At 70.3% G+C, this 25,503-nt stretch carries 16 protein-coding genes, 3 tRNA genes and 1 pseudogene; 7 read left to right on the top strand and 13 right to left on the bottom strand.

All coding sequences use genetic code 11. The features are described from left to right. Nucleotides 1-193: 193 nt before the first annotated feature. A tRNA-Lys gene (locus ACN269_RS25625) sits at nt 194-269 on the bottom strand. Nucleotides 270-336: 67 nt separating this feature from the next. Next, nucleotides 337-633: a DUF6582 domain-containing protein gene (locus ACN269_RS25620; RefSeq protein WP_421474809.1), complete on the bottom strand. Its 297-nt coding sequence runs from the start codon at nt 631-633 to the stop codon at nt 337-339. Between the two features lie 485 nt (nt 634-1,118). Between ACN269_RS25620 and ACN269_RS25615 the strand changes: the two genes are divergently transcribed. Then, nucleotides 1,119-1,979, top strand: coding sequence for a DUF1996 domain-containing protein (locus ACN269_RS25615; RefSeq protein ID WP_421474808.1), 861 nt, complete (start codon nt 1,119-1,121; stop codon nt 1,977-1,979). A 43-nt stretch (nt 1,980-2,022) separates the two neighbouring features. On the opposite strand, the gene ACN269_RS25610 is transcribed toward ACN269_RS25615, so the two are convergent. Both ACN269_RS25610 and ACN269_RS25605 read right to left on the bottom strand, forming a co-directional pair. Then, on the bottom strand, nt 2,023-4,713 hold the full coding sequence (locus ACN269_RS25610) for an RICIN domain-containing protein (protein WP_421474807.1): 2,691 nt from the start codon (nt 4,711-4,713) through the stop codon (nt 2,023-2,025). A gap of 323 nt (nt 4,714-5,036) precedes the next feature. Next, nucleotides 5,037-8,021 carry a glycoside hydrolase family 3 C-terminal domain-containing protein gene (locus ACN269_RS25605; RefSeq protein ID WP_421474806.1) on the bottom strand — a complete coding sequence of 995 codons (2,985 nt, stop codon included), beginning with the start codon at nt 8,019-8,021 and terminating at the stop codon, nt 5,037-5,039. 287 nt (nt 8,022-8,308) lie between these two features. On the opposite strand from ACN269_RS25605, the gene ACN269_RS25600 reads away from it, so the two are divergent. Further along, nucleotides 8,309-9,967: a Na+/H+ antiporter gene (locus ACN269_RS25600; RefSeq protein ID WP_421476562.1), complete on the top strand. Its 1,659-nt coding sequence runs from the start codon at nt 8,309-8,311 to the stop codon at nt 9,965-9,967. 49 nt (nt 9,968-10,016) lie between these two features. On the opposite strand, the gene ACN269_RS25595 is transcribed toward ACN269_RS25600, so the two are convergent. Both ACN269_RS25595 and ACN269_RS25590 read right to left on the bottom strand, forming a co-directional pair. Next, entirely contained in the window at nt 10,017-10,646 is a 630-nt protein-coding gene (locus tag ACN269_RS25595) for a hypothetical protein (protein ID WP_421474805.1), read from the bottom strand. 14 nt (nt 10,647-10,660) lie between these two features. Further along, the gene (locus ACN269_RS25590) at nt 10,661-13,726 is read right to left on the bottom strand and encodes a VWD domain-containing protein (RefSeq protein ID WP_421474804.1); all 3,066 of its coding nucleotides are present in this window, start codon (nt 13,724-13,726) and stop codon (nt 10,661-10,663) included. Nucleotides 13,727-13,896: 170 nt separating this feature from the next. Between ACN269_RS25590 and ACN269_RS25585 the strand changes: the two genes are divergently transcribed. Further along, a complete protein-coding gene (locus tag ACN269_RS25585) occupies nt 13,897-15,102 on the top strand; it encodes a DUF418 domain-containing protein (RefSeq protein WP_421474803.1) in 1,206 nt (401 codons plus the stop codon). Between the two features lie 57 nt (nt 15,103-15,159). Here ACN269_RS25585 and ACN269_RS25580 read toward each other — a convergent pair. Further along, nucleotides 15,160-15,235, bottom strand: a tRNA-Lys gene (locus ACN269_RS25580). A gap of 188 nt (nt 15,236-15,423) precedes the next feature. Between ACN269_RS25580 and ACN269_RS25575 the strand changes: the two genes are divergently transcribed. Then, nucleotides 15,424-16,695: an Ig-like domain-containing protein gene (locus ACN269_RS25575; protein WP_421474802.1), complete on the top strand. Its 1,272-nt coding sequence runs from the start codon at nt 15,424-15,426 to the stop codon at nt 16,693-16,695. A 253-nt stretch (nt 16,696-16,948) separates the two neighbouring features. Then, nucleotides 16,949-18,229 carry an Ig-like domain-containing protein gene (locus tag ACN269_RS25570; RefSeq protein ID WP_421476561.1) on the top strand — a complete coding sequence of 427 codons (1,281 nt, stop codon included), beginning with the start codon at nt 16,949-16,951 and terminating at the stop codon, nt 18,227-18,229. Between the two features lie 55 nt (nt 18,230-18,284). Here the strand turns inward: ACN269_RS25570 and ACN269_RS25565 are convergent, their stop codons facing one another. Beyond that, nucleotides 18,285-18,671, bottom strand: coding sequence for a hypothetical protein (locus ACN269_RS25565; protein WP_421474801.1), 387 nt, complete (start codon nt 18,669-18,671; stop codon nt 18,285-18,287). Nucleotides 18,672-18,845: 174 nt separating this feature from the next. On the opposite strand from ACN269_RS25565, the gene ACN269_RS25560 reads away from it, so the two are divergent. After that, the gene (locus tag ACN269_RS25560) at nt 18,846-19,595 is read left to right on the top strand and encodes a GntR family transcriptional regulator (RefSeq protein WP_421474800.1); all 750 of its coding nucleotides are present in this window, start codon (nt 18,846-18,848) and stop codon (nt 19,593-19,595) included. A 59-nt stretch (nt 19,596-19,654) separates the two neighbouring features. Here ACN269_RS25560 and ACN269_RS25555 read toward each other — a convergent pair. Together ACN269_RS25555 and orn are read right to left on the bottom strand one after the other, a co-directional pair. Then, nucleotides 19,655-19,730, bottom strand: a tRNA-His gene (locus tag ACN269_RS25555). Nucleotides 19,731-19,840: 110 nt separating this feature from the next. Beyond that, nucleotides 19,841-20,431, bottom strand: coding sequence for an oligoribonuclease (gene orn, locus ACN269_RS25550; RefSeq protein ID WP_007456183.1), 591 nt, complete (start codon nt 20,429-20,431; stop codon nt 19,841-19,843). 73 nt (nt 20,432-20,504) lie between these two features. Here orn and ACN269_RS25545 point away from each other — a divergent pair, with 73 nt between their 5' ends. Continuing rightward, entirely contained in the window at nt 20,505-21,782 is a 1,278-nt protein-coding gene (locus tag ACN269_RS25545) for a glycosyltransferase 87 family protein (RefSeq protein ID WP_421474799.1), read from the top strand. A gap of 177 nt (nt 21,783-21,959) precedes the next feature. Here the strand turns inward: ACN269_RS25545 and ACN269_RS25540 are convergent. From ACN269_RS25540 to ACN269_RS25530, 3 genes and pseudogenes are all read right to left on the bottom strand, one after another. Then, nucleotides 21,960-22,238 (bottom strand): annotated as a pseudogene (locus tag ACN269_RS25540) (hypothetical protein); the annotation flags it as partial. A gap of 678 nt (nt 22,239-22,916) precedes the next feature. Further along, the gene (locus tag ACN269_RS25535; protein ID WP_421474798.1) at nt 22,917-23,651 is read right to left on the bottom strand and encodes a YcnI family protein; all 735 of its coding nucleotides are present in this window, start codon (nt 23,649-23,651) and stop codon (nt 22,917-22,919) included. A gap of 17 nt (nt 23,652-23,668) precedes the next feature. Continuing rightward, a complete protein-coding gene (locus tag ACN269_RS25530) occupies nt 23,669-25,333 on the bottom strand; it encodes a copper resistance CopC/CopD family protein (protein WP_421474797.1) in 1,665 nt (554 codons plus the stop codon). Between the last annotated feature and the right edge of the window lie 170 nt (nt 25,334-25,503).

Below are 25,503 nucleotides of genomic sequence, written 5' to 3'. Positions count from 1 at the left end.
AGCAAGTACGCGATCAGTGGTCGCGGCCGAGAAGGCGGTAGAAGGAGTGAGCGTGAGACGGCGGGAGATCGCGGTCAGCGCGGCGGTTCAGCCCCACCGTGGTGTTGGGCGGGCCAGCGAGCGACGCCCACCACCCACGTACGCGAAAAAGGCCCCGACCCAGTGTGAACCACCAGGTCAGGGCCTTGATCGTTGGTGCGCCGCCAGGGACTCGAACCCCGAACCCGCGGATTAAGAGTCCGCTGCTCTGCCAGTTGAGCTAGCGGCGCTCGCTGACAACGACGAGCACGCTAACACGCCCGCGAACGGGCCTCGGAACCCATCCCCGGTCCGCGCTCAGTGCGCGGGGTTCGGGGTGTGCGGCAGTTTGCCGAGTTGCTTCCAGTTCGTCTCGGCGACCTCCACGCCGTAGTGCTTGGCGGCCGCGAGGATGTTCTGGAAGGCCAGGTCGCGGTCCTCGTCGGTGACGCCCTGCACCTGGTCGAAACGGGCGATGGCGTTGCGGACGTGGCCCGCGTCGGTCATCGGCTCCTTGCGCTTGCCGGGGAAGGCGAAGACGGTCTCCGGCAGCTCGCGCTTGTCCTTGTCAGTCAGGCCGCCGTGCTTCTCGTGGGGCTTCCAGGTCGACTTCATCGCCCAGCATTACCCATTTTTCGTCCAGACGTGCGCCCGGACCGGCTTGATTAAGAGCGTTTAAAGACCCTGTCCGGCACGCGCGGCGAGCGCCTACCATACGGCGGCCCGTGACCGTTTGGGTCAGCCTGTCGTGTGTTCGTTGGGAGTGATCCGTGTCGTACGAAGGCCCGCTGCCGCCACGTCATCGTCCGCCGGGGTGGGCCACCCACAAGAGGCTGGGCGTCGCCGCGGGCGCGGCCGTGGTGCTCGTCGTCGCGGCCGGGGCCGTGTACCTGGGCAACGGTGCAGCCCAGCCCGAGCCGTCGAACGTCGCCAATACCGTCGGAGACCCGTCGCCGTCGGCTGGGCAGGCAGAGTCGCCCGGAACGGCGGTGTCTGCCTCCGCGACACCTTCGGGCTCCACGACTCCGTCGACCGGTGCGACACCATCGACCGCTGCCGCATCGAAGACCCCCGTCACCGGCTGGGTTCCGATCGATCGTGTGGCCTGGAAGGCGCAGGCCGACGCGTACCGGGCGTTGAAGATCGACCCCGTCCCGGCCGGTGTAGGCGATCTTCCGGAGTTCCGGGCGGACTGCCAGTACAGCCACCGGCTGCCGGACGACCCGATCGTGGCCCCCGGCCTCCCGGGCGCCTCACACATGCACTCCTTCGTCGGCAACAAGGCCGTCGACGCGAACACCGTCGCCGGTGACCTGACGAAGTTCACGGCCACGTCCTGCAAACCGGTGCAGGACCACTCGGCGTACTGGGTGCCCACGCTCTATGACAACGCGACCGGCAAGCCGGTCGAGACCACCGGCTTCCGGGTCTACTACCGCTCGCTCGCGAAGAACTCGACCGGCCAGATGCCCATGCCCAACGGCCTGCGCATGATCTCCGGGGACGCCAAGAAGAAGCAGCCGACACCGCGCGGCGCGACCGGCCAGTTCTACTGCGCCTTCTACGGCCCCGGCGACCTCGACGGCGTCGCCCGCAGCACCAACGGCAACTGGCCGATCTGCGGCGGGACCGCCACGCTGCACTTCATGCTGCAGTTCCCGGACTGCTGGGACGGCAAGCACCTGGACAGCCCCAACCACAAGGACCATGTGGCGTACGGCAGCGGCGGTACCTGCCCGCCCGGCCACCCGGTCCGGATTCCGGCGATCACCTTCGACATCCAGTACCCGGCCAGGGGCACCCCGGCGGGCTATTACCTCTCCTCCGACAAGGCGGGCAAGAGCGCCTCGTCGATGCACGGCGACGCGTTCGTGATGTGGGACGTCGACACCATGAACAAGCGCACCAAGAACTGCGTCCTGGGCCGCCGGACCTGCGACAACTACGGCTACCAGAAGTAGCCGGGGCCGGACCGAAAAGCGGCCCGGCCCCGGCTGTAGACCGCTAGCTACGCAGCGTCCACCGCTGGTTGGCGCCACCGTTGCACGACCAAAGGATGATCTTCGTGCCGTTGGCGCTGGCCGCGCCGTTGGCATCGAGACAGAGCCCGGACTGGCCGTTCGTGATGGTGCCGTTGCTGTTGATGTTCCACTGCTGGTTCGCGCCACCGTGGCAGTCCCAGATGATGACCTGGGTGCCGTTTGCCGTGCCCGCCCCCGAGGCGTCCAGGCACTTGTTGCCGTACACCATCAGCTGCTTGCTGGACGTGGAGGTCCACCGCTGGTTGGTGCCGCTGCCGCAGTCCCAGAGTTGCACCTGGGTGCCGTTGGTGGTCGAGGAGTTGGGGACCTCGATGCAGCGGCCGGACTGGCCGCCCACGAGCTGCCCGCCCTGCTGGGTACCGCCGCCGCTCTGCTGCCGGACGAGGGAGGTCGACTCGGCCGAGCGGTTGCCCTGTGCGTCGACGACGTAGAGGCGGTACTCGCCCTGGGTCGACGGCACGGCGATGGACGTGGCGTTACCGGCTGCCCTGGTCATCGTCGCCCCGGCCGTGAAGGTGGTGGTGCCCAACGGTGCCAGCCAGACCGACTTGCCGGCGTCGCCGGTGCTCCGGATCGGGATCGTCGCCGTGGCGCTGGTGACGTACGTGCTGGCCGGCAGCACGTAGTTGGATACGGAGAACCTGCTGGCCGGGATGATGTCCCGGTAGGCGTCCTCGAGGCCCGAGTTCGCCGCGATGCCGTACGCCGCCGCCGGCCAGACGTAGTCGGAGGAGACGAGGATGTCGGCGACCGTACTGTTCGGCAGGTTCTTGTTCGACACCTTGTTGATCGGGCCGTAGATCTGCGTGATGCTCAGGTCGTGCTTCCGACCGAAGTCGTCGGAATTGATCATCCAGGTGACGTTCTTGTCGATGCTCAGGACGTTGTCCCGGAAGGTGATGTACGCCGAACCCTCGTCGGGGTGCAGGCCGTACTTGTGGCCCGAGGGCACACCCTGGAGGTAGTTGTTGGTGATCGTGGTACCGGGCTGGCTGCCCAGCGTGTAGATGGGCGCAGTGTCACTGAGGCGCTGGACCGTGTCGATGATGTGGTTGTAGCTGATGGTGTTGTTCCGCGCCGTCGTGGTCGGCCGGTTGGGCGCGATCGAGCCCGATGACCCGTCGAAGTTCCACCAGCCCCAGCCCATCGTGATGCCCGACCAGGGGGACTTCTCGATCCGGTTGCGCTGGATCGTCAGGGTGTCGACGAAGTACGCCGAGATGGGGCTGTGCCCGTTGAACAGGACCGCGCTGTCGTACAGATAGTTGTTCTTGATCTCGATGTTCTTCGGCAGCCCCTCGACCTGCGGGAGGTACTTCTCCCGGTTGCTCGACGTGCCGTCTCCGATGTAGACGTGCTGGGGATGGCCGACATCGATGGCGGACCCGGCTACGTCGTTGGTGTAGTTCCCGATCAACTGCGAGTTCTGTACGTCGTTGACCATGCTGATGCCGTCGGCCCCGGTGTGCTGGACCCGGTTGCGTTGCAGCAGGATCCCGTCGGCGTTCTGCACCTGGACGATGCCGGGCGTGACGTCGACGTTGCGGTAGTAGTAGACGTGGAAGTTGCCCTTCGCGTACGCCTGCGCGCCGAGGTTGCCCTGCTGCGCCTGCTTGAAGGACGAGCCGGCGACGTTGAACAGGTTCCAGTCGGAGTGCTGCACGGTCAGGCCGGAGAACGTGATGTTGCGGGCGTGGCTGGTGGTCGAGGTGCCGGCGACCCGCAGCACGGTGGTGACGTTGTTCGGCGCGTACACCGACGCGTTCGTCATGTCCTCGGAGCTGGCCTTGTAGTAGTAGACCGTCTTGGTGCCCTTGTCGAAGTAGAACTCGCCGGGCGCGTCCAGGAACTCGTACGCGTTCATGAGTTTGTGGCTGCCGTTGATTTGGGCGTTGCCGTTGAACGCGCCCTGCGCGATGGCCGCGCCCGGCTGCTGGAACAGGGCGACCCGGTTCGAGCCGTCGGTGGTCACCTGACGGACCCCCACGATGGCCGTGGTCCAGGTCGTGCCCGTCTCGATCTCGATGTCGTCCTGGTTGCGGGGGATGGCGGGGAAGTCGTTCTGGCTGTACTTCGCGCCGTCACACTGGGAGCCCGACTCCCACGCCCAGGATGCCTGACCGGCGGTGACGTTGTAGGTCCCGTAGCACCCCGCCGAGCTGACGGTCTTGGTCGCCATCTGCGCCCGCTTGTCGTTGACGTAGAGCGTGCGCAGCTTGGTGCTGCGATCCAGCGGCGCCTTCCAGATGTTGCCGCTGTGCTGGGTCCATCCCGTCACCGGGACGCCGCCATCGAGGATGGGGGTCTCGCCGGGGTAGGCGGCGTAGCTGATCCGGTAGCCGTTGGTGCCGGAGTCGCTGGCACCGAACTCGACGGTGCTGGTGACCGGGTATCTGCCGCCGCGCAGGTAGACGTCGATGTCGCCGGACATGTTCGCGTTAACAGTCCGGACGACGTCCCGCGCGCGTTGCACCGTCTTGAACGGTGCCGCCAGGGTGCCCGCGTTGGAGTCGTTACCGTCGGGGGCGACGTAGTACGTCGCCTGGACCGCGGCCGAGGCCGGCGTTTGACTGATCACCACGGCCGGCAGCGTGGCGGCGACGAGCGCCGCCGCGAGCAGGGCCGTTCGGGTGGTGGATACGGCTGGTCTCACGTGCTGTCCTTTCTCACTTGTCGTCGACGTGGTGCGTGGGACGTGCATCGAGCGACGAGCAGGAAACAGCGACGCCACCGAGGGTCGGCGGGGGACGGGGGATGCCGCCCCACCGCACTCTTTTGCCAATCGCTACGAAGTCTTGGGCGGAGCGTATGTCAGACGTGTGACGAATGCAATACGAGATTGGGTCCCATCTATGTCTAAATGCCTACCAAAGGCGCGAAACAGACGACCCGACCTAGGCTTGATCGTCGATCATCAGATGAATTCGGATCGGCTCGGGCCGAGGCATACCGACACCCCGGCCCGAGCCGTCCGGATCACCGCAGCGAGAAGTCCGCCAACCGCAGCGGAGAGTCGAACACCAGGTAGACGTCGTGGGTCCCGGCGACCCGGGCCACGTCGGCACTGACGTCGACGTACCGGTAGTCGTCGCCGGTGCTCGGCACGGTGGCCGTACCGAGGAGCCGACCGGTGGGCGAGCCCAGCCGCACCTGGATGCTGCCGGTGCCCGCCGTGGCCTTGGCGACCCGCGCCGTCAGGGTGTGGTTGCCCGGTCGCAGGGCGGACTTCGCGAACGAGATCCACTGTCCGGCGGCGGTCGCGCCCACCGCCGTGCCGCGTACCTTCGTCTCGTCGACGAGCCGGACCCCCGCGTACCCGTCGAAGTTCTCGGCGCGGGTCGTCCGGGACAGGTCCCGGGCCGGGATCGTCTCACCGCGTACCGTGACCGCCGTGCGGGCCCGGACGTCCGTGGCGCTCGCGCCGACCATCAGGTCGTACGCGGACGACTCGACCACCCACCGGCTCCGGGTGACGTCCCAGTTGGCGAGGTCGGCGGCGCGCACCCGCAGCGTGACGGTGCGGGTCTGGCCGGGAGCGAGCTCCACCCGCTGGAACGACCTGAGCGCCCGGATCGGCGTCTTCACCCGCGAGCTGCGCTGGTGGCTGTAGAGCTGGACGACCTCGGAGCCGGCCCGGCTACCGGTGTTGGTCACGTCGACGCGGGCCGTGATGGTGCCGTCCGCCCCGACCGAACGGGCGTCCGCGCGGAGCTGGCCGTACCGGAACCCGGTGTACGACAGCCCGTGGCCGAACGGGTAGAGCGGCTTCGCGGTGCTGTACAGGTAGGTCTGCCCGGACGAGATGATGTCGTACTCCAGCAGGTCCGGCGGGAGTTGCCGGTCCGAGCGGTACCAGGTCTGGGTGAGCTTGCCGGACGGGTTGCGGTCGCCGAACAGGACGTCGGCGACGGCGTGACCCGTCTCCGCTCCCGCGTGGGTCGTCCACACGATCGCCGGCACGTGGTCCTGCTCCCAGTCGATCGTGACCGGGTAGCTGGTCTGGAGCACCAGCACCGTCCGCGGGTTGGCCTTGGTGACGGCCTTGACCAGCGCCTCCTGACCCGCGCTCAACGCCATCGAGGTGCGGTCGTGCGCCTCGCGCCCGTTGATGAACGGGTTGCTGCCGACGACCAGGACGGCGGTGTCGGCCGCCTTGGCCGCCGCCACGGCACGGTCGACCCCGCTGCTGATCACCTCACGCTGGAAGTGGGTGGCGTCCGCCGCGGTGGCTGCGCCGAGCTTGAGCGCGCCGTCGTCGCCGACGGTGACGTAGGTGTTGACGCCGAACCAGCTCTCCTTGGTCTCGTAGCCGGCGTAGCGCACCGCGACCGTCCCGTCGGCCTGCGGCTCCAGCGTGAACTGCTGCTGGACGTACCAACCGTTCGGCTGCTCGTCCCGGGTGACGAACGGCCCCCAGTTGTAGCCGAGGTAGCGGCCGTTGGCGGCGTTGCGCAGCGTCACCACGTTCTGTCCCCAGTCGACGCTGTCGAACTGGGCCGCGAGCGAGGCGTCGGTGCCGGTGGCGGCGACCGGGTCCGCGTCGGTGGTGCCGGTGGCCGTCACGTACCGGCCGGTGGACGGGTCCCTCAGCGCGATCCGGTCCGCACCGTCGAGCCCGTCGACGCTGGCCGAGCTGCCCAACCGCTCGCGGATGCCGTCCAGCGCGGTCACCTGGTACGGCAGGTCGGCGCCGTACCAGTCGGTGTAGAGGGTGTCGGCGAGCGGACCGAGCACGGCCACCTTGCGGGTCCGGGCCGGGTTCAGCGGCAGCGCCTGCCGCGAGTTCTTGAGCAGCACCATCGCCTCGCCGGCGGCCTGACGGGCCAGCCGTTGGTGTTCCGGGCTGTTGATGACGTCCGGGGTGATGCCGCCGTACCGGCCACCGCCCGGGTCGAACTCGCCGAGTCGCATGCGCAGGTTCAGGATCTCGGCGATCCGGGCGTCGATGTCCGCCTCGGTGAGCAGGCCGCTGGCGAGGGCCTGCTTGATGGCGGTGACGGTCGGCTGAGCGTTGGTGTCGTCGGTGATGAAGCTGTTGAGGCCGGCCTTGACGATCGCCGCGTTCCCCTCGGCCTGGGTCGGGTAGTACCCCTGCGAGGCGACGAGGTTGTTCGGCGCCCACGCGTCGGTGACGTTCATCAGGGGCCGGTCGGTCCAGCCACGTACCACCGTCGCCAGGTCCGGGTCCACCGTCGCCGGGCGGCCGTTGACCAGGTTGTACGAGGCCATCACGCCGGTCGCCGCGTCGGCGGTGATGGCCGGCTTGAACGCGGCCCGGTCGTACTCGTTGAGCACCCGGGGCGGGACGTTCGACGAGGTGGTGTCACGCCGCACCTCGTTGTTGTAGGCCAGGTAGTGCTTCAGGGTCGGCGCACTCTTGAGGTGGTCCGGGTCGCCCCCGGTCATCCCCGAGCCGTACGCGGTGGAGATCTTCGCGGTGAGCAGCGGGTCCTCCGAGTACCCCTCCTCGTTGCGACCCCAGCGTGGGTCGCGGAGCAGGTTGACCACCGGCGCCCACAGGTTGAGGCCCCAGACCCTCGGGTTCTGCGCGTGGTAGCCGCGCGCCTCGTCACCCACGGCCGACCCCACCCGTTGGATCAGATCCGGGTTCCAGGTGCTCGCCATGCCCACCGGCTGCGGGAAGGACGTACCCCGGGCCTTGACCACCGCGCCGCTGTTGTCGATGTCGGTCGACCAGGCGACGCCGTGCAGCGCCTCGGTGCCGGTCTTGAACAGGCCGATGCCCAACCGGGGAACGGCCGGTTGGTACTGGTGCAGCCAGGAGATCTTCTCGTCCAGGGTGAGCCGGCCGAGCAGGTCGTCGACCCGGACCTGGACGGGCAGGTGCGGGTCACGGAACGGGTAGGTGGGGTCGGCGTGTGCCGTGCCGGGAACGGTCGGCAGGACGAGCAGGGCGAGCGCGAGCGCGGTGATTCCGCGCCGAAGGCGCCACTTCCGCATGCGGTTTCTCCTCATGTCGTACGACAGGCGCGATTCAGCGCCAAGACCGGCGTGGCCAGGCTCGACACCCGGCTGACGGGCCTGAACGACGAATCGTCGAAGCGCTTCGACGATCCGGCCGCGTAACCACGGCCATGAATGTGGTGATCGCGCAACTATAGAAGCGCACCAATGCTCGGGCAAGGCCGGACACGCGCGACGAGTCCCCCGTGCGCCGGTGGCGGGTAGGGTCGATACGAGATCCGCGCGCCGATCCAGGGGGACGACACCAGGTGAGCGCCCATTCGATGGTGTTGTTCGTGCTCGCCGCCGTGGCGGTCATCGTCGCCGTCCGGTGGGTGGCGTCCCGTACCGGCCTGCCGGCGGCCGCGCTGCTGCCGCTCATCGGCATCGTGTACGCACTGCTGCCCGGCCCCAACGTCGGCCTCGACCCGGAGCTGGTGCTCATGGTCGTGCTGCCGCCACTGCTCTACAGCGCCGCGTTGGACTCCTCACTGCTGGACATCCGCCGGAACCTGCGGATCGTGGTCAGCCTCTCGGTGGTGCTGGTGCTCATCACCGGGCTGCTCGTCGGCCTCGGGTTCCACCTGTTCGTCGCGGGCGCGACGCTGGCCGCCGGAATCGCGGTCGGCGCCGCCGTCGCCCCGCCCGACCCGGTGGCCGCCCTCGCGGTGGGCCGCCGGGTCAACCTGCCGCCGAAGATGGTCACGATCATCCAGGGCGAGGGGCTGCTCAACGACGCGACCGCGCTGACGATGCTCAGCGTCGCGGTGGCCGCCGCCGTCGGTGGCACGTTCTCGTTCCCCGCCGCCGTAGCCCAGTTCGTGCTGGCGGCGGTCGGCGGGGTCGCCGTCGGCGTCGCCGTCGCCTGGGCGAAACGACTGGCCCGCCCGCTCACCGAGGATCCGCTGCTGTCCAACGCGATCTCGCTCGCGACACCGTTCGTGGCGTACCTGCTGGGCGAGGCGTTGCACGTCTCCGGCGTGCTCGCCGTGGTGATCGCCGGGCTGATCGTCGGCCACCAGACGCCGCAGGTCGGGTCCGGGGCCGCCCGGCTCCAGACCAGCGCGGTGTGGCGTCTCGTCGACTTCCTCCTCGAAGGCTTCGTCTTCCTGCTGATCGGCCAGCAGCTCCCCGAGGTCGTCAAGGGGCTGCGCCAGTACGACACGTCGACGATCGTCACCGCCGTCGCGGTGTCCGTGGGAGTGGTGCTGCTCCTGCGTCCCGCGTGGCTGGTGCTGACCCAGTCGCTCCCCCGGTCCCTGCACACCCGCCTCGGCGGCGTCTCCGAGCAGGACGACGCCGACGAGCCGAACAGCGCCCGGCAGGTGGCGCGGGCCGACCGCAACGCCCGCCGACTCAACTCCCGCGAGGTGGTGGCGCTGAGCTGGTCCGGCACGCGCGGCGTCATCAGCCTCGCCGCGATCTTCACCCTGCCGCTGACCACCGACGACGGGTCGCCCTTTCCCGACCGCGACCTGCTGCTGTTCTGCACCTTCGTGGTCGTCCTCGTGACGCTCGTCGGGCAGGGTCTGACCTTCGCACCGCTCGTGCGGATGCTCGGCCTGCGCGCCAACGCAACCGACCAGGCCCGGGTACGCAACGAGGCCCGCTCCGCGGCGGTCGAGGCGGCTCTGACCCGTCTCGACGAGGTCGCCGCCGCCGAGCCGGACAGCGCGGTCGCCGTCAACACCACCCGTACCCAGTTGCTGGCCCGCCTCGCGCGTTACCGCGGCCGTCTCGACCTGCTCGAACAGAGCGAGTCGACGGAGATACCGACCTCACCGCAGTACGAGACGGCGCTGCGGGTCCGCCGTACCGCCCTCGACGCGCAGCGCGAGGAGTTGGTGCGCTGGCGCGACTCCGGGCGGCTTCCGGACGAGGAGCTGCGGGTGCTCGAGCGGGAACTCGACCACGAGGAACTGCTGCTCCCCAAGCGGCAGTAGCCGTACCGATGGTCGGTCGACGGATCGGGACCTCGCCCGGGCGGCCCGCCTACGAGCCGGCGCCGACCGGCGGCATCGGCCGCACGGACGCCTTGGTGGCGAGCCGCGCGGCCAACCGCTCATCGAGGTACGCCGTCACCCGCGCGTCCTCGGTCGGCGTCAGTGTCGTGCGGCACAGGTAGCGGGGCTGCTGGTCTGCGCAGTCGAGTCGGTACGCCTCCCGTAGCCGGACGGCGTGCCTGATCGCCGTCCACGGCAACCGCAACGCGGCATGGGCGGTGTGCCACTCGATGGCCTCCGCGGTGAACACGTACCGCACCGGCGCGCTCAACTCGGCGTGCCGTCGCAGGTACGCCGCGCCGGTGATCAGCCCTGCGATGAACCAGACCACCCCGAACGGGAGGCCGAACAGCCCGGCGAAGAGCCAGCCACCATCGGCCGTGAACGTGCCGAGACTCGTGATGGACAACAGCAGGCCCGAGAGGAGGAACAGGTAGCTCAGCCGCAGCATCTCCCGTCGCAGCAACCGCGTGAACCGGACGTCGGGCGTGACCAGCAGATCGAACCCGTCCCGGACGCTCACATCGTCGAGCTTCTCGTCGCCCACCCCGTACCCCCGACCGTCGTCGATACCAACCGCGAAGAACCTAGACCCGTGCCGCCCGACGAGTCGCAGCACCTAGCGACTTTCGATCACCGCAGCACCAGCGTGACCCGGCCGGTCGCGGGCCCGGACGGGTTCACCACCACCGTGTACGTGCCGGCGGCTGGCAGCGTCGTCGGCCCGATGTCGCCGGCTCCGTTGATCACGCAGCCGCTGGTGATCGGGCTGCCGTCGGGGGCACGCAGCTCCAGCACGCCGCACTGGTCGGGCAGGTCGGAGGCGGTCGCGGTCAGACTCACCGACGTGCCGGCGGCGGCCGTGAACCGGTAGCTCGTCACCGCCCCGGGCCGGTCGACGGTGGCGACGACCGGCGGACCGCCAACGGTGATCGTCGCCGCCCGGTCGCGGCTGCTGACCAGCCGCAGTGTGGTCGTGCCGGTGGTGCGTCCGGTCGGATCGACCACCACCGTGTACGTCCCGTCGGCGGGCAACAGCGTGCCGTCGATCTCGCCGACGCCGTTGATCACGCAGCCGCTGTTCAGCAGCCGGTCTTCGGTGTCGCGCAGTTCCAGCGGGGTGCACTGGTTGGGAAGTGCGCTCGTGGGCACCTCGACGTAGACGCGCTCGCCCTGCTGCCCGGCGAACCGGTACCGGGCCGCCGCGCCGGGCTGTTCCAGGGTCGCGGTGACCTCGGGACCGTTCGCCTGCAGCGTGCCGTCGACGTCCCGGGCCACGTACACACGGACGGCGGCTCGTCCGGTGTCTCCGGGGGCGGCGGTTACCCGCACGGCGTACGGGCCGGTGGTGGTGAGATCGACGCGGTCGATGTACCCGACACCGTCGATGGCGCAGCCGGCCCCGATCAGCCGGTCGGTCGGGTCGGTCAGCACGTACGGCGAGCAGCGGTCGGCCATGCCGGGCGCGGTGACGTCGACGAAGACGGAGTCGCCGGCACGACCGGGAAAGGTCAGCGGCTCGCCGCCCGGCGTGAGGCTGGCGGTCGCGAACGGTACGGCGGTGATCGACGCGGCGGTCGGCGGGGCGATCCGTTCGGTGGTGGCCCCGGCGACGGCGAACTCACCACGTCCGCTGACGGCTACGTCGAAGACGCAGTCGGCGAGCGGACCCGCGGCGGTGACGCCGGCCCACCGGCAGATCCGTTCGGCGGCGGCACGCCGGGCCGGGTCGAGGTCGGCGACGCTCACCTCCCGCTCGGGGAAGGTCCGGTCGGTGAACGTGGTGGTGTCCTCGCCGTCGCCATAGGCGAACAGCGAGCGGTCCGGGGTGATCCGCCAACTGTCCGCGTACGCCGGGTAGAGCGTGCTGAACGGCACGGGCTGGGCGAGGGCCGCGCCGCCGGCGGGCGTGATGTCGTCGGCCGGGTCGCCGTCGAAGTCGCCGAGCAGGCCGCGTACCTTCCCGGCCCGGCCGTCGGCCAGCCGCACGAGCACCCGGTAGCCGTAGCGGCCGATCTGGTCCACCGCCGCCGCCGAACCGTCCGGCCAGGTCACGTCGTACCCGTCGGTCTCGCCCGTGTCGGACGGGCGGCGGGTGAGGTTGCCGCCGGCCAGGTCGGTCCGCTCCGGCGGCGCGGCGACCGGCGTGCCGTCGACGTGCACCCGGGTCGTGCCGTCGGTGAGGGTGAGCGCGACCCGGTGGACGCCGATCCGGAACGCGACCGCCGAGTTGACCGAGGCGGAGCGGGAGCCCGCCATCGGTGACTGCCGGACCTGGACCTCCAGCGGGTCACCGCCGACCGCGGCGACCAGGGTGAACTCGCCGACGGCCTGGAAGTCGTAGGCGACCCGGTCGAACGTGACGAGGTGCGGGTCGCCGTTGCTACCGCCGCAGTCCGCGCCGTCCTCGCAGAGCTTCACCGGCCCCTTCGGCGGGGGCGTCTTCTTGGGCGGCTTCTTGCAGTCGTCGAGGCTCTTCGGCAGCGGCTTGCCCTTGTACTCCGTACGGGGCGGCAGGCCCTTGGCCACCCGGTAGCGGTTCTCCGCCAACGTCGCCCGCACCTCGGCGGTCGGAATGCCGGTGCTCCCGCACTCGCCCGCCGGCACCGCGTCGCGGGAGATGTCGTCGGCGTGGTTCAACTCGTGGTAGAGCGCGGCGCAGGGGTCCCGGGCCACCCCGTCGTCGTACGGGTCGGTGGAGGTCGGGTTCCAGGTGACGGTCGACGAGCCCTTGCCGTCGGGGCCGTCCGGCGTCTCGAACGCGCCGGAGCCACCCGGGGTGGGGATGATGCGCACCTTCGGGCTCTTCTTGTCCTTGAGCCGGGGCAGCAGGCCGGACGGGTCCCCGCCCGGCGCGGCGAACCCGCTCAGGCAGCCGTCCACGGCGGCCTGGAAGTCGACGCCCTTGATCGGCACCCCGGAGGTCGGGTCGACCGTGTAGTCGGCTCGGGCCGGGCGGGCCCCGCCGCCGACCAGCGCGCCGACCGCCACCAGCAGCAGGACCACGGTCGCGGCCGTCGGTCGGCGGCGTAGCCGCAGCAGGATCACCAGCGCGACCAGGAGCAGCACCAGCAGCAGTGCGCCGGCCGCCGCCCAGATCCAGCGGCGGCCGGACGCGCCGCCGTCGCCGACCGTGAACGTGGTGCCCCGCAGGGCCGTGGCACCGTCGCAAGGGTCGACCGCGCCGGTGACCGGCAGCGGCACGTAGCCGGCCGTCACCTCGTACCGGCCGGGAGCGCCGACCGGCCAGAGCGAGTCGAGACCGCCGCCGTCCCCGGTGGCCGCCACCGAGCGGAGCACGACCTCGCCGGGTGCGTCAGCCAGTCGCACCCCGGTCAGCGTCACGGTCGCGGTCGCTCCGGGCTCGACAGTGGTCAGACCGGCGGTGGCCGCGGCGGCGATCCCGTCGTCGTGGAAGCTACGGGCGAGCGTGGGCGTGAGGTCGCGCCCGTCCCGGCGTACCCCGGTTATCTGGACGGTGCCGACGGCGGTGGTGGGCAGCGCGCACGCCGACCCGGTGGAGTTCGTGACGGTGAGGTCCAGGCGGACCTGGTCACCGGCGCGGTAGTCTGCCTGCCCGGCCCGCAGGGTCAGACCCAGGCCGCCGTCGTCGGGCGCCGCGGCGGCGCTCGCCGCCCCGGCCACCAGGGCCGTCACGAGTACGACGAGTCCGGCAGCCGAGCGCAGCGTCCACCTCATGGTGGGGACTGTAGGGGCGCGCGGACGGGATTCCCGCGCTCTGTCGGGGACCGGTCGCTGCCGGGGTAGGGCCTGCCCCACCTACGACGGTCCCGCTCACCGGCTGTCACCTGGGCAGGCCGCTTCCTAGCCTACGAATAACGGTTCCTGTCGATTACGGGGGTGGTCGCGTGACGTTTTCCAGGAAAGACCCGCCAGTCGTCGTCGAACGGTCGCCCGGGGCGGTCTCCCGGATCGCCGGCGTCGATGCCCTGCGCGCCGTGGCCCTGTTCCTCATCCTGGTCGTCAACATCGCCTACTTCGCCTCCGGCTACTCCTTCCACCTGGTCCCCGACCCCGTGCACGACTCGTGGGGCGTCCAGGCGGTCGGGTGGGCGGTCGAGGCGCTGGTCACGATGAAGGCGTACCTGCTCTTCGCCTTCCTGTTCGGCTACAGCTTCACGCTCCAGCTCGACTCCGCCGCCCGGCGCGGCGTCGACATTGTCCCCCGGTTCCGGCGACGGCTGGCCGGGCTCTTCGTGCTCGGCGTCCTGCACGCGGTACTGCTGTTCCAGGGCGACATCCTGACCACGTACGCGGTGCTCGGTCTGGTCCTGCTCGCCATGCGCCGAGTCGCGGTCGGGACCGCGCTGCGCGCTGCCGTCCTGCTGACCGCCGGCATCGGCTTCGTGCTGGCGCTCGCGGCTGTCGGCGGCACCCAACTGGTCACCGATCCGGCGGCGGCGCTCGCCGCGGGGCAGCGGTCCACCGAGGCGCTACAGGGCGGACTCGGATCGCTGATCGCCGAGCACGTACGTCAGCTGCCGGCGATGATCGGCGCGCTCGTCGTGCAGGGACCGCTCGCCCTCTCGGCGTTCCTCTTCGGGTACGCGGCGGGGCGTCGCCGGCTGCTCACCGACGTCGCGGGGAACCGGCAGCTGCTGCACCGGGTTCAGCGGGTGGGCTATCCGGTCGGCCTGGCCGGCGCGGTCGTCTTCGCCTCGGGCGGCGGCACCGCCAACCTGACCGGGCTGACGGTCGGCGTGCTCACCGCCCCGTTGCTCGCCGCCGCGTACGCCGCCAGCCTCCTCGAGTTCTTCGAGACCGACCGGGGACGGCGGGTCGTGACCGTACTCGCGCCGGCCGGACGGATGTCCCTGTCCAACTACCTGGGTCAGTCGGTGCTCTGCGTCCTGGTCTTCACCGGCGTCGGCCTGGGTCTCGCCGGTGCCGTCGCACCGCCGGTCGTACTCCTCGTCGCGGTGGTGATCTACGGGGTGCAGGTCGCGGTCAGCGCGGTGTGGCTGAGCCGGTTCCGGTACGGACCGGCGGAGTGGTTGTTGCGGGCCTGGACCGAGCAGCGGTGGCCACGGTTGCGCGCTTCGGTACCAGACTGAGTGACGCACGAAAAAGGCCCCGGCTGGTATTGATCACCAGATCGGGGCCTTGCTCGTTGGTGCGCCGCCAGGGACTCGAACCCCGAACCCGCGGATTAAGAGTCCGCTGCTCTGCCAGTTGAGCTAGCGGCGCTCGTTCGGCAACGGAGAGAACATTAGCACCCCGCCAACCCGGGCTCCAATCCGGTTACCCGGCTCCCCCCTTCGGTCGAGCTTAACGGGCATACAGCCACAAACCACGCCTCGGGTCTGAGACGGGGGCGTAGGTCCGGCCACTGATACGGCACGATGTCCGCCAGGTACGCGAGAACAGAGGTGGGGATGGCACGGTTCACGCGAGCCGGGGCGGTGGTGGGCGCGCTGACCTTGGCGATGTCGCTGGCACTGACCGGGTGCGGCGACGAGCAGAAGAAACCGGAATTCGTCGGCGGGACGTCGGCGGATGCGAGTACCGCACCCGACCCGGCCGCGCCGTCGACGAGCGGCGAGCCCAGCGCGCCCAGTGGGCCGACGCTGACGCTGAGCCCGGCCGACGGCACGAAGAACAAGCCCGTGAGTACGGAGATCAGCGCCAAACTGCCGAGCGGCGGGAAGGTGTCCGCGGTCACCCTGACCGCGGCCGGCGGCGGGACCGTGGAGGGCAAGCTCCGCACCGACGGTTCGGCCTGGGTGCCGTCCGCGCCCCTGAAGTGGGGGACGAAGTACACGGCCACGGTGACGGCGAGCACGCCGGACGGCACGACCAGCCAGGGCACCAGCTCCTTCACCACGATGGCCAAGCCGAAGTCGACCATCGGCTCCGGCCTCTACCTCTTCGACGACAAGAGCTACGGCGTCGCCATGCCGGTGGTCACCGAGTTCCACCCGGGCATCCCGAAGAAGGACCGGGCGGCGGTGCAGAAGCGGATGTTCGTCAAGACCGACCCGCCGCAGCCGGGCGCCTGGCACTGGGTCGACAACGGCACGCAGGCGTACTACCGGGCGCCGGAGTACTGGAAGCCGGGCACCACCATCAGCGTGCGGATCGCGTTGGCCGGGGTGCCGCTGAGCAACGGCAGGTACGGCGACATCGACCGCAAGGCCACCGTCAAGATCGGCCGGTCGTTGGTGATGAAGGTCGACAACGCCACGAAGAAGATGTCGGTGTACGAGAACGGCGCGCTGACGCGCACGATCCCGGTGAGCCTGGGCAAGAAGAGCACCCCGTCGTCCAGCGGCACCTTGGTCGTGATGGAGAAGAAGGAAGCCACGGTCTTCGACACCCGTGACGATCCCGATCCGGCCAACCGCTACGTCACCGACATCCAGTTCGCTCAGCGGATCACCTGGGGTGGCGAGTACATCCACGCCGCGCCCTGGTCGGAGCACGTGCAGGGACGGCAGAACGTCTCGCACGGCTGCGTGAACGTGTCGACGGCCAACGCCAAGTGGCTGTTCGACAAGACCCGTGTCGGCGACCCGATCACGATCAAGGGCACCGAGCGCACGATCGCCGCCGGCAACGGCTGGACGGCGTGGAGCCTCAGCTGGTCGGAGTTCATCAAGGGCAGCGCGCTGCCGGTACCCAAGGGTGGGTCCGGTCCGGCGCTCTGAGCGTCCGGCGTCGTCGCGCCGGCCCTGCCGATGGCACGGGCCGGCGCGTACCCTTGCACTGCCTGAGGCGTTACGACGGCGGCGGGCGACCCCTCGACTCCGGCAGGAAGACGAACGCCGATCACGAAACGCCGGATAGTAGCAAAAATCCGACAACGTGATCGGCGTGTTCCTGCCCACCCTCGGCAACCAGGACCGGTTCTGGCACGTCTTTAGGAGACGATGGGTCAGCGACCACGACTGTGAGGACATCATGCGAGCTAGCCAGGACCAGCTGATCCGGCCCCGCGGACGACGCCGCGTGCTCGCGGCGGGGCTCCTCGCCGTGGCGTTGGCCTTCACCTCCGCCTGCACCGACGGCGACGGCGGCAAGCCGTCCTCGTGGCAGGGCGGGGCCGAGACCCCCGCCCCCAAGGCGTCGGCGACCATCGCCGAACCGGCGGCCGACGCCAAGGACGTCCCCGCCTCCACCGGCATCACCTTCACCACGAAGGACGCCGAGGAGACCGCCGTCGAGCTCAAGGACGCGGCCGGCAAGGCGGTCGAGGGCAAGCTCGCGGCGGACGGCAAGTCGTGGCTGCCGTCCGGAGCCCTGGAGTACGGCACCAGCTACACCGCCACGGTCACGGCCACCGGCGACGACGGTCGGCCGGCCACCGCGACCAGCACCTTCACCACGATGGCCAAGCCCGACAAGCAGATCCGGGTGAGCAGCTTCCTCGGCGACAACCAGCAGGTCGGTGTCGGGATGCCGCTGATCGTGCGGTTCAGCCGGGACATTCCGGAGGACTACCGCGACGACGTCCAGCGCCGCATGACGGTGACCTCGACGCCGGCCCAGGAGGGCATCTGGCACTGGGTCAGCCCGACCGAGGTCCGGTACCGGCCGAAGGAGTTCTGGAAGGCGAACAGCAAGGTCTCGTACCGCGTCCAGGCGGGTGGCCTGCCGATGGGCAACGGCTACTACGGCCGTGCGGACCTGTCGGTGGACATCAAGATCGGCCCGAAGTTGCTGATGACGGTGGACAACAAGACCAAGCGGATGACGGTGACCCGGGACGGCAAGGTGATCAAGACGATCCCGGTCAGCCTGGGCAAGAAGAGCACCCCCTCGTCCAGCGGAACCATGGTCGTCATCGAGAAGCTGCGCAAGACCGTCTTCGACACGTTCGAGGAGCTGGGCCCGGAGGAGGGCTACCGCACCAAGATTGACTTCGCGCAGCGCCTCACCTGGGGCGGCGAGTTCATCCACGCGGCCCCCTGGTCCGAGGGCCAGCAGGGCAGCGTCAACGTCTCGCACGGCTGCGTGAACGTGTCGATGGCGAACGGCGACTGGCTGTTCAAGAACACCGAGGTCGGTGACCCGATCACCGTCAAGGGCACCGAGCGCAGGCTCCAGAACGGCAACGGCTGGACCGACTGGAACATGAGCTGGGACGAGTACGTCAAGGGCAGCGCCCTGCCGTACGACCCGGACGCCCCGACGGCGGGCGCGGACGACGCGGCCACCCCGACGCCCACGCCGACCGCCTGACCCAGACCGCCCCGGATTCCTGGAACCTTCGCCGTTTCATGGGCTGGCAGCTTCGTCACCGAATCCAGCCCACGATCCGGTCGTACAATTCACTCGGCTCGTCGTCGGGCCGCTCCTGGCTGGCGACGTAGTACAGGGCCCCGACGTGCATGGAAAGCCCGACTCGGTCGCGCCCGTACAACTCGAACAGGCTGACCTGTGCGGGCGCACACGGCCAGGACGTACCAGGCGCACAGCTCTGGCACTCCCACTCCGGGCGGCGCGGTACGTGTTCGTCGGCAAGCCGCGCCTCAAGCGCGGTCAGTTCGCGGATCGCCTGCTGATGGCGGGACGCTATCGCGGCTCGGGCGGTGGTCGGTTCTTCCATCATGGCGTCTGCCCATCTGCGAGATGATCGTCGCGTCCTGCCGCCGAAATCGAATAGGCCCTGCTGCATGGCCATGCGGTCGACGGCCTTCCCGCCACCGACCGCATGGTTGCTGAACGGATCTGCTTGGTAGCGGGGAGCTAGGGCAAAGCTAGTGCACTAGGTTTGCCCTAGCAAGGCTCGTCGCGCAACTTGGCACACCAGGTTGTCTGTGATCGACTGGTCGCGCTGACCGGAGGTTGTATTCCCATGGCCAAGACGCCTGCCTATCTGGCAATCGCCGCCGAGTTACGCACGGAGATCCAGTCCGGCGCGCTGGCAGCAGGGGCCAAGTTGCCCAGCGAGACCAAGCTCATGGCCCGGTTCGGTGTGAGCCGCACCGTCGCGAAGTGGGCTGTCAGCGTGCTCAAGGGTGAAGGGCTCGTCGAGGGCCGAGCAGGCTCAGGGGTCTACGTCCAGGCCGCCCGCCGGCTGGTGCGACGCGCGCCCGGCCGCGACGTCCGCAGCAAATCCGGATCGACGTCACCGTTCGCCCGGGACGCCGCCCACGCCGGCCAGGAGGCCACCTGGGAGCACGAAAGCCGCCACGAGCAGGCGGACGAGCGAATCGCCATACGCCTCGGTGTCGAGCCCGGCGCTCCGGTCATGCGGACGGCCTACCGGTTCCTCTCCGACGGCGACCCGGTCCAACTGTCAACGTCCTACGAGCCGCTGAGCATCACGGGCGGAACGGCGGTCGAGTGGCCGGAGGACGGCGCGGCGGTCGGTGTGGTCGCCCGGATGGACGCGATCGGTGTGCGCGTCGACGAGTTCGAAGAGCGGATCAACAGCCGTCCCGCGCTGGACGCGGAGGCGGACGCGCTGCGCCTGCCGGGCAGACCGGCGGACGTGTACGAGATCAATCGGACGTACTTCGCCTCGGGCATGCCGGTCGAGACGGCCACCATCGTGCTGCCACGCGGACGATACGAACTGGTCTACCGGATGCCCGTGGACTGAGTTCCCCTATGAGTCCCCTACAACGACGCAGGCCCCCTCCGAGGAGGGGGCCTGCGTATTGGGGTGACTGATGGGAATTGAACCCACGACAACCGGGACCACAACCCGGTGCTCTGCCAACTGAGCTACAGCCACCATGCCTCCGACGCCCCGGTCTGTCGCCCCGGGCGTCGTGCGGACCAATAATAGCCCCACCACCGCGCACGGCGTCCAGCGGGTTCCCCGCCGGCCCGAGCCGCGCCGGATCAGAGGTCGGCGGCGATGCCCTTGGCGGTCTCGACGTCCGGGCCGGGCAGCGGCACGAAGATGGTGCGCCGGTAGTACTCCAGCTCGCGGATGCTCTCGCGGATGTCGGCGAGCGCCCGGTGCGCCAGGCCCTTCTGCGGCTGACCGAAGTACACGCGGGGGTACCAGCGGCGGCAGAGTTCCTTGATCGACGACACGTCGATCATGCGGTAGTGCAGGTGCGCGTCGAGGCGGGGCATGTCCCGGGCGATGAAGCCGCGGTCGGTGGCGATCGAGTTGCCGCACAGCGGCGCGGTACGCGGGTCCTTCACGAAGGTGCTCACGTACTCCAGCACCCGGTCCTCGGCCTCGGCCAGGGTGACCGCCGACCGACGGACCTCCTCGGTGAGGCCGGACTTGGCGTGCATCGTCTGGACGATCTCCGGCATCGCCTCCAACGCCGCCTCGTCGGCGTGGATCACCACGTCGACACCATCACCGAGCACGTTGAGGTCAGGGTCGGTGACCAGCGCCGCGACCTCGATCAGCTTGTCACTGCCGAGGTCCAACCCGGTCATCTCACAGTCGATCCAGACGAGGAGGTCAGCCACCGGGACAGCCTACGCGCAGCCCACGCCCCGCTGCTGCGCGCTCTTGAGGGGGTGGACCGCTAGGGTTTCTCAAGTGCCAGCCGAACCCATCGCACCGCCCGCCGTCACCGACGACGATCCCGGTGGCCGTACCGTCCGTCGGCTGGTCACGATCGTGGCGCTGGTCGCCGTGCTGCCGGCGCTCTATCTGCGCAACCTGGTGCACAACTTCTTCGACCTGAAGATCTACATGTCGGCGATGGACTGGTGGACGGCCGGTCATCCGCTCTACGACTACGTCCAGCCGGACCGGGTGCAGGGTGAGTTGTACTTCACGTACCCGCCGTTCAGCGCCCTGCTGTTGTGGCCGTTCGGACTGCTCCGGCTCGGCGTCACCGTGGCGATCTTCACGGTGCTCACGGTGGGGGCCGTGGTGCTGACCACCCGGTGGCTGGTGACGCCCGTGATCGTCCGCCACGGCCTGCCCAGGACGTTCACCCTGACCGTCGCCGTGCTGCTGGTGCTGGCCGCGGAGATCACCCGCGAGACGGTCACCCTCGGGCAGATCAACATGCTGCTGGTCGTGCTGATCCTGGCGGACCTGTTGTTCGCCGTACCGCAGGGGCGGCGCTGGGCCGGAGTCGGCGTGGGGCTGGCGACGGCGCTCAAGCTCTTCCCGGGCATCTTCATCGTGTACCTGCTGGCCACCCGCCGGTGGCGGGCCGCCGCGCTGGCGAGCGTGACGGCGGCGGCGGCGACCCTGCTGGCGGCGGCGGTCGCGCCCGGGGACTCGTGGCGGTTCTGGACGCAGGAGCTGTGGGACACCGACCGGGTGGGACGCACCGACTACGTCGGCAACCAGTCGGTCTTCGGTCTGCTGAGCCGGTTCACCGCCCCGGAGAAGCCGGACCGGCTGCTGTGGTTGGTGATCGTGGCCGTGGTGGCCGGCTACGGGCTGTGGCGGGCGGCCCGGGCCGCCCGGGCCGGTGACGCGTTGACCGGCCTGACCCTGACCGGGCTGGTCGGTGCCCTGATCAGCCCGATCACCTGGACCCACCACATCTACTGGTTCGTGCCGGCGGTGGTGCTGCTCGCCGACACGACGCTCAGCGCGAGACACCCGACCGAGGCACGCCGGCGGTGGTGGTCCGCCGCGCTCGCCGTAGGCACCACCGCCGTGATCGTCTACGGCGTGGTGACGTTCCAGAAATGGGGTACGGCGCCGGTGCGTACCCATGATCCGGTCGACTTCGTCCTGCAGAACCCGTACGTTCTGCTCAGTCTGCTGTTGCTGGTGGCGCTGCCGGTCCGCGCGTACCGCCCGGCCCGCACCGAGGCAAATTCGCGCCAAATGGACAGAAGTCCCCAGTAATGACCATCGGCGATAATCTGGACCCATCTCCTTCAAGCGTCGCTCTGGTAGCACCGCTCCCCCGGTGAGAGTGGCCCTTCGCGTCGGCAGTGCGAAGGGCCACTTGCCGCGTCAGTCCTCCGGCGTCGGCCGGGCCGGCTCCGCGCCGATCGCCGACCGGGACCAGTCGGACCCGCCGGAGCCGACCGGAGCCAGCTGTCGCAGGGCCGGCACCGAGCTGGCCGAATGGGGATCCCGGACACCCAGGCCGCTGAGCGACGTGACCCCGAGCCGGCCGGCGAGGACCGGCACCTGATCCGGTTCGACGACGAAGACCACCTCACGCGGACGCGGATGGCGCAGCAGGAGCAGCACCGCGCACGCCACCAGCAGCACCCCCGCCACCAGCAGTCCCCAGGCGACCGGGCCGACCCAGCCCGCGCGCAGCTCGGCGCGCAGATCCAACGTCAGGTCGGCACGGCCGTCCGGGCGCATCACCACCAGGCTCATCGGCTCGCCCGTGAGGTCGTCGGCGCTCCACTCGACGGTGCCGATGCCCTCGCGTACCCAGAAGGAGAGGCCCAGCGGCGGACGGACCGCATCGGCGGTCGGGGCCACCGACGGAACTGCGGCGTCCGTACGGACCGGCAGCGGACCCCGGGCCAGCGCCACCCGGCGGACCGGGGCGTACGGCACGGACTCCAGCCAGTGGCGCACCTCAGCGGTCGGCGCGAGCCCCACGAAGGCCGGCCCGTCCGGCGTCCGGGCGTCGAGCCGCAGCCGGGTCTGCGGGCCACGCGCGAAGGGCGCCTCCCGTCGCAACAGCCGGTCGAGGTCGGTGACCACGACCGCGTGGCCCGGTGTGCGGACGGTTTCGAACCGGGCCGCGAAGGCCCCACCGGGATCCGCGTGCCGGGCGACCAACCACAGTCCGCCACCGACGAGCAGCGCCGGGATCCCGATGACCAACAGCAGCATTCCGGCGATCACCCGCACGAACCGCATTCGCACCGTCCCCCTCTGTAGCCAGATACCCGGCCGACCATACCGACGTACGCCCGCTCATCAGGGGATATCCACGGCACGACCGCTCCCGGTCCCGGAACGCGCGCTGGCCCGCCGGATTTCCGGCGGGCCAGCGGGTGAGCGACGGAATCAGGACTTGGCGACCGGCTCCCGGCGGGTCCGGGCGAACGCCAGGCCGCCCAGCACCAGGCCGGCCAGGCCGGCGACGAGACCCGCGACACCGAGGCCGATGGCGGCGCCGTCACCCTCGTCGTCGTCATCGTCCTTGTCGGCGATGGCCACGGCGGACGGCGCGGCGGCCGACGCCGAGGGCGCGGCAGCGGTGAGGGTGAGCACCGGGGCGGGCTTCTCCGGCTCCTCGCCACCCGGCTGCGGCTCGTCGATCCAGCGGGAGACGTTGCCGTCGGAGTACGTCTGGAGGGTCTTGAAGACCATCGTGTCGACCTTCGGCAGCGGCCCCATCGATACGCCGAACTCCTGGAACTGCCCCGGCTTGACGGCCGCGTCACCCGTGGCCGTCCAGGTGATCTTGGAAACCGCCTCGGTGAGCTGGCTGCCGTGCACCTCGATCGGCGGCTCCACCTTGCGCTTCTCCGTGGCCACCGTCCAGCCCGGCACCGGGATGGTCGACACCGAGCCGACCGGGGCGTGCTCCGGCAGCACCACCTCGAGCTTGGTGGTCGAGGCGGTGTCGCTCTCGTTGGGCACCCGGAACGCCACCCGGGCGTAGCCGCCCTGGGTCGCCTCCTTCGGGTTCACCGTGACGTGGGCGGAGGCCGGCCCGGCGAAGCCGAGCACGGCGGTGGCGACGGCGGTGAGCGCCAGGGCGGCAGCGGCGGATGCGGTACGCCGGAGTCGGGTCATGGGTGTCGTGGACCTCTCTAACGGATGGGCACGGTGGCGGTCACCGTGGCCTGGTCGATGTCGGTGGTGCGAGCGGTGATCTTCAACTGCCACTCGCCGGCGGCCGGCAGGCTGATGTCGCCGTACGCGTGGTTGTCGGTCAACGGCAGCAGCGGCACGTCGATCGGTTCGATGCCGGCCGACGGCAACGCGGCGGTCGCCCGCCACTCCTTCACCGGCAGCGGCAGGTTGTCCTTGCCGTACGCGTACAGGTGCACCGAGTTGTTGCCCCGCTCGGCCGGGCTCAGCTCGACCTGCATGCTGAAGAGCGAGCTGTTCAGGGTGGCGGTGAAGAGGCCGGCCTCGACGCCGGACGACTCGGCCGCCGCGGTCCGCGCGGGCGTGGTCTGCACCAGGGTCGCGGACACGGCCAGCACCACGGCGGTGACGGTCAGCTCCGCCAGGACCGCCCGGCGCACCGGCACCGGTCGCTGCGCGGCCACCCGCCGACGGACCAGGTGCCGGGAGTACGCGGCCACGGCGATCACGATCGCGAAGAGCCCGATCTTGGCGAGCAGCAGCCGCCCGTAGGTGGTGCTGAACAGCGCGTCGAGGGTCGCCACCTCGATCAACGCCTGCACGGTGCCGGCCAGCAGCAGGGCCGAGACGGCGAGCGCCGCCCAGCGCGACCAGATGGGCAGGATCGCGCTCAACTCCCGCTCGTCGGCCTGGCGCAGCAGGAAGACCGCGAGCATGAGCAGGCCGCCCAGCCAGACCGCCATGCTGCCCAGGTGGACCGCGTCGACCACCACGGACACCGCCGGTGCCGGGGAGGCCGCCGGGTGCCCGGCCAGCGGCCAGGTGAGCAGGGCCGCGCCGCCGAGCACCGCCAGGATGATCGCGTCGGTACGACCGGCCGGACGGTCCAGCAACGGCCGCAGCAGGAACGCCGCCGCGGCCAGCAGGCCGAGCCGGACCAGGTGGGCCGCGCCGAAGGTACTGCCGAAGACGCTGCCGAATCCCGCGCCGGTCACGTCGAAGAGACCACCACCTGCGGTGTAGGGCACCTGCAACCACAGGTCGGCGAGAGTGGCCAGCGCGGTCAGGCCGAGACCGGCCCAGGCCAGCCGGGCGGGACCCCGCCGGGAGAGCCGCTGCGGCCAGAGCGCGGCGAGTACGAGGACCGGCCCGAACAGCAGCACCAGACCGGCGTACCCGAGGAACTTGGCCACCTTCACGGCGGTGCCCACCACCGGGTTGGCGCGGCTGTCGTTGCCGGAGTCGACCGGCGGCGTCGAGGGCGCGCCGACCGAGTAGGTGAACGCGCCGGAGACCGGGTGGCTGTCGGCGGAGATCACCCGGAAGCTCACCAGGTAGGTGCCGCGCCCGGCGGCCGGATCCACCGGGATGGTCACCACCGCGCCCGCGAACGACGGCTCACCCCGGTCGGCCCGCGAGCCGTCCGGAGCGATCACCCGGACCTTGTCCGGGACCTTGCGGACCGACTCGCTGAAGGTGAGGACCACCTCGGACGGGCCGTTCGGCACCACCGAGGAGGCGGCCGGGCTGCTGCTGGACAGCACCGCGTGGGCGCTGGCCGGGGTGGCTGGCGCGATCAACAGGGCGACGACGGTGACCAGGAGGCCGGCGGCGGCAGCCAACCGGGCGGCCCAGCGGCGGGGGGCGACAGTCATGCCTGCCATGGTCGCCGACCCCACTGGATCTCGGCGAGCCGAGTCGGACGGGCGGCTCAATTGCGCTCAGCCGCCAACGCCGCGCGGGAGAGGTCGCGTGTCATGAGCAGGTAGTCGGCTGACGACGGGGAAAAGTTCCCGACGTGTCGCAGACCATCCAAGGGCCGAAGGACCCTGAC

This window comes from Micromonospora sp. WMMD736 (assembly GCF_049179015.1).
Classification (GTDB): domain Bacteria; phylum Actinomycetota; class Actinomycetes; order Mycobacteriales; family Micromonosporaceae; genus Micromonospora.
The sequence above is the reverse complement of the archived record's forward strand: the minus strand, read 5'-3'. Positions and strand labels throughout refer to the sequence as shown.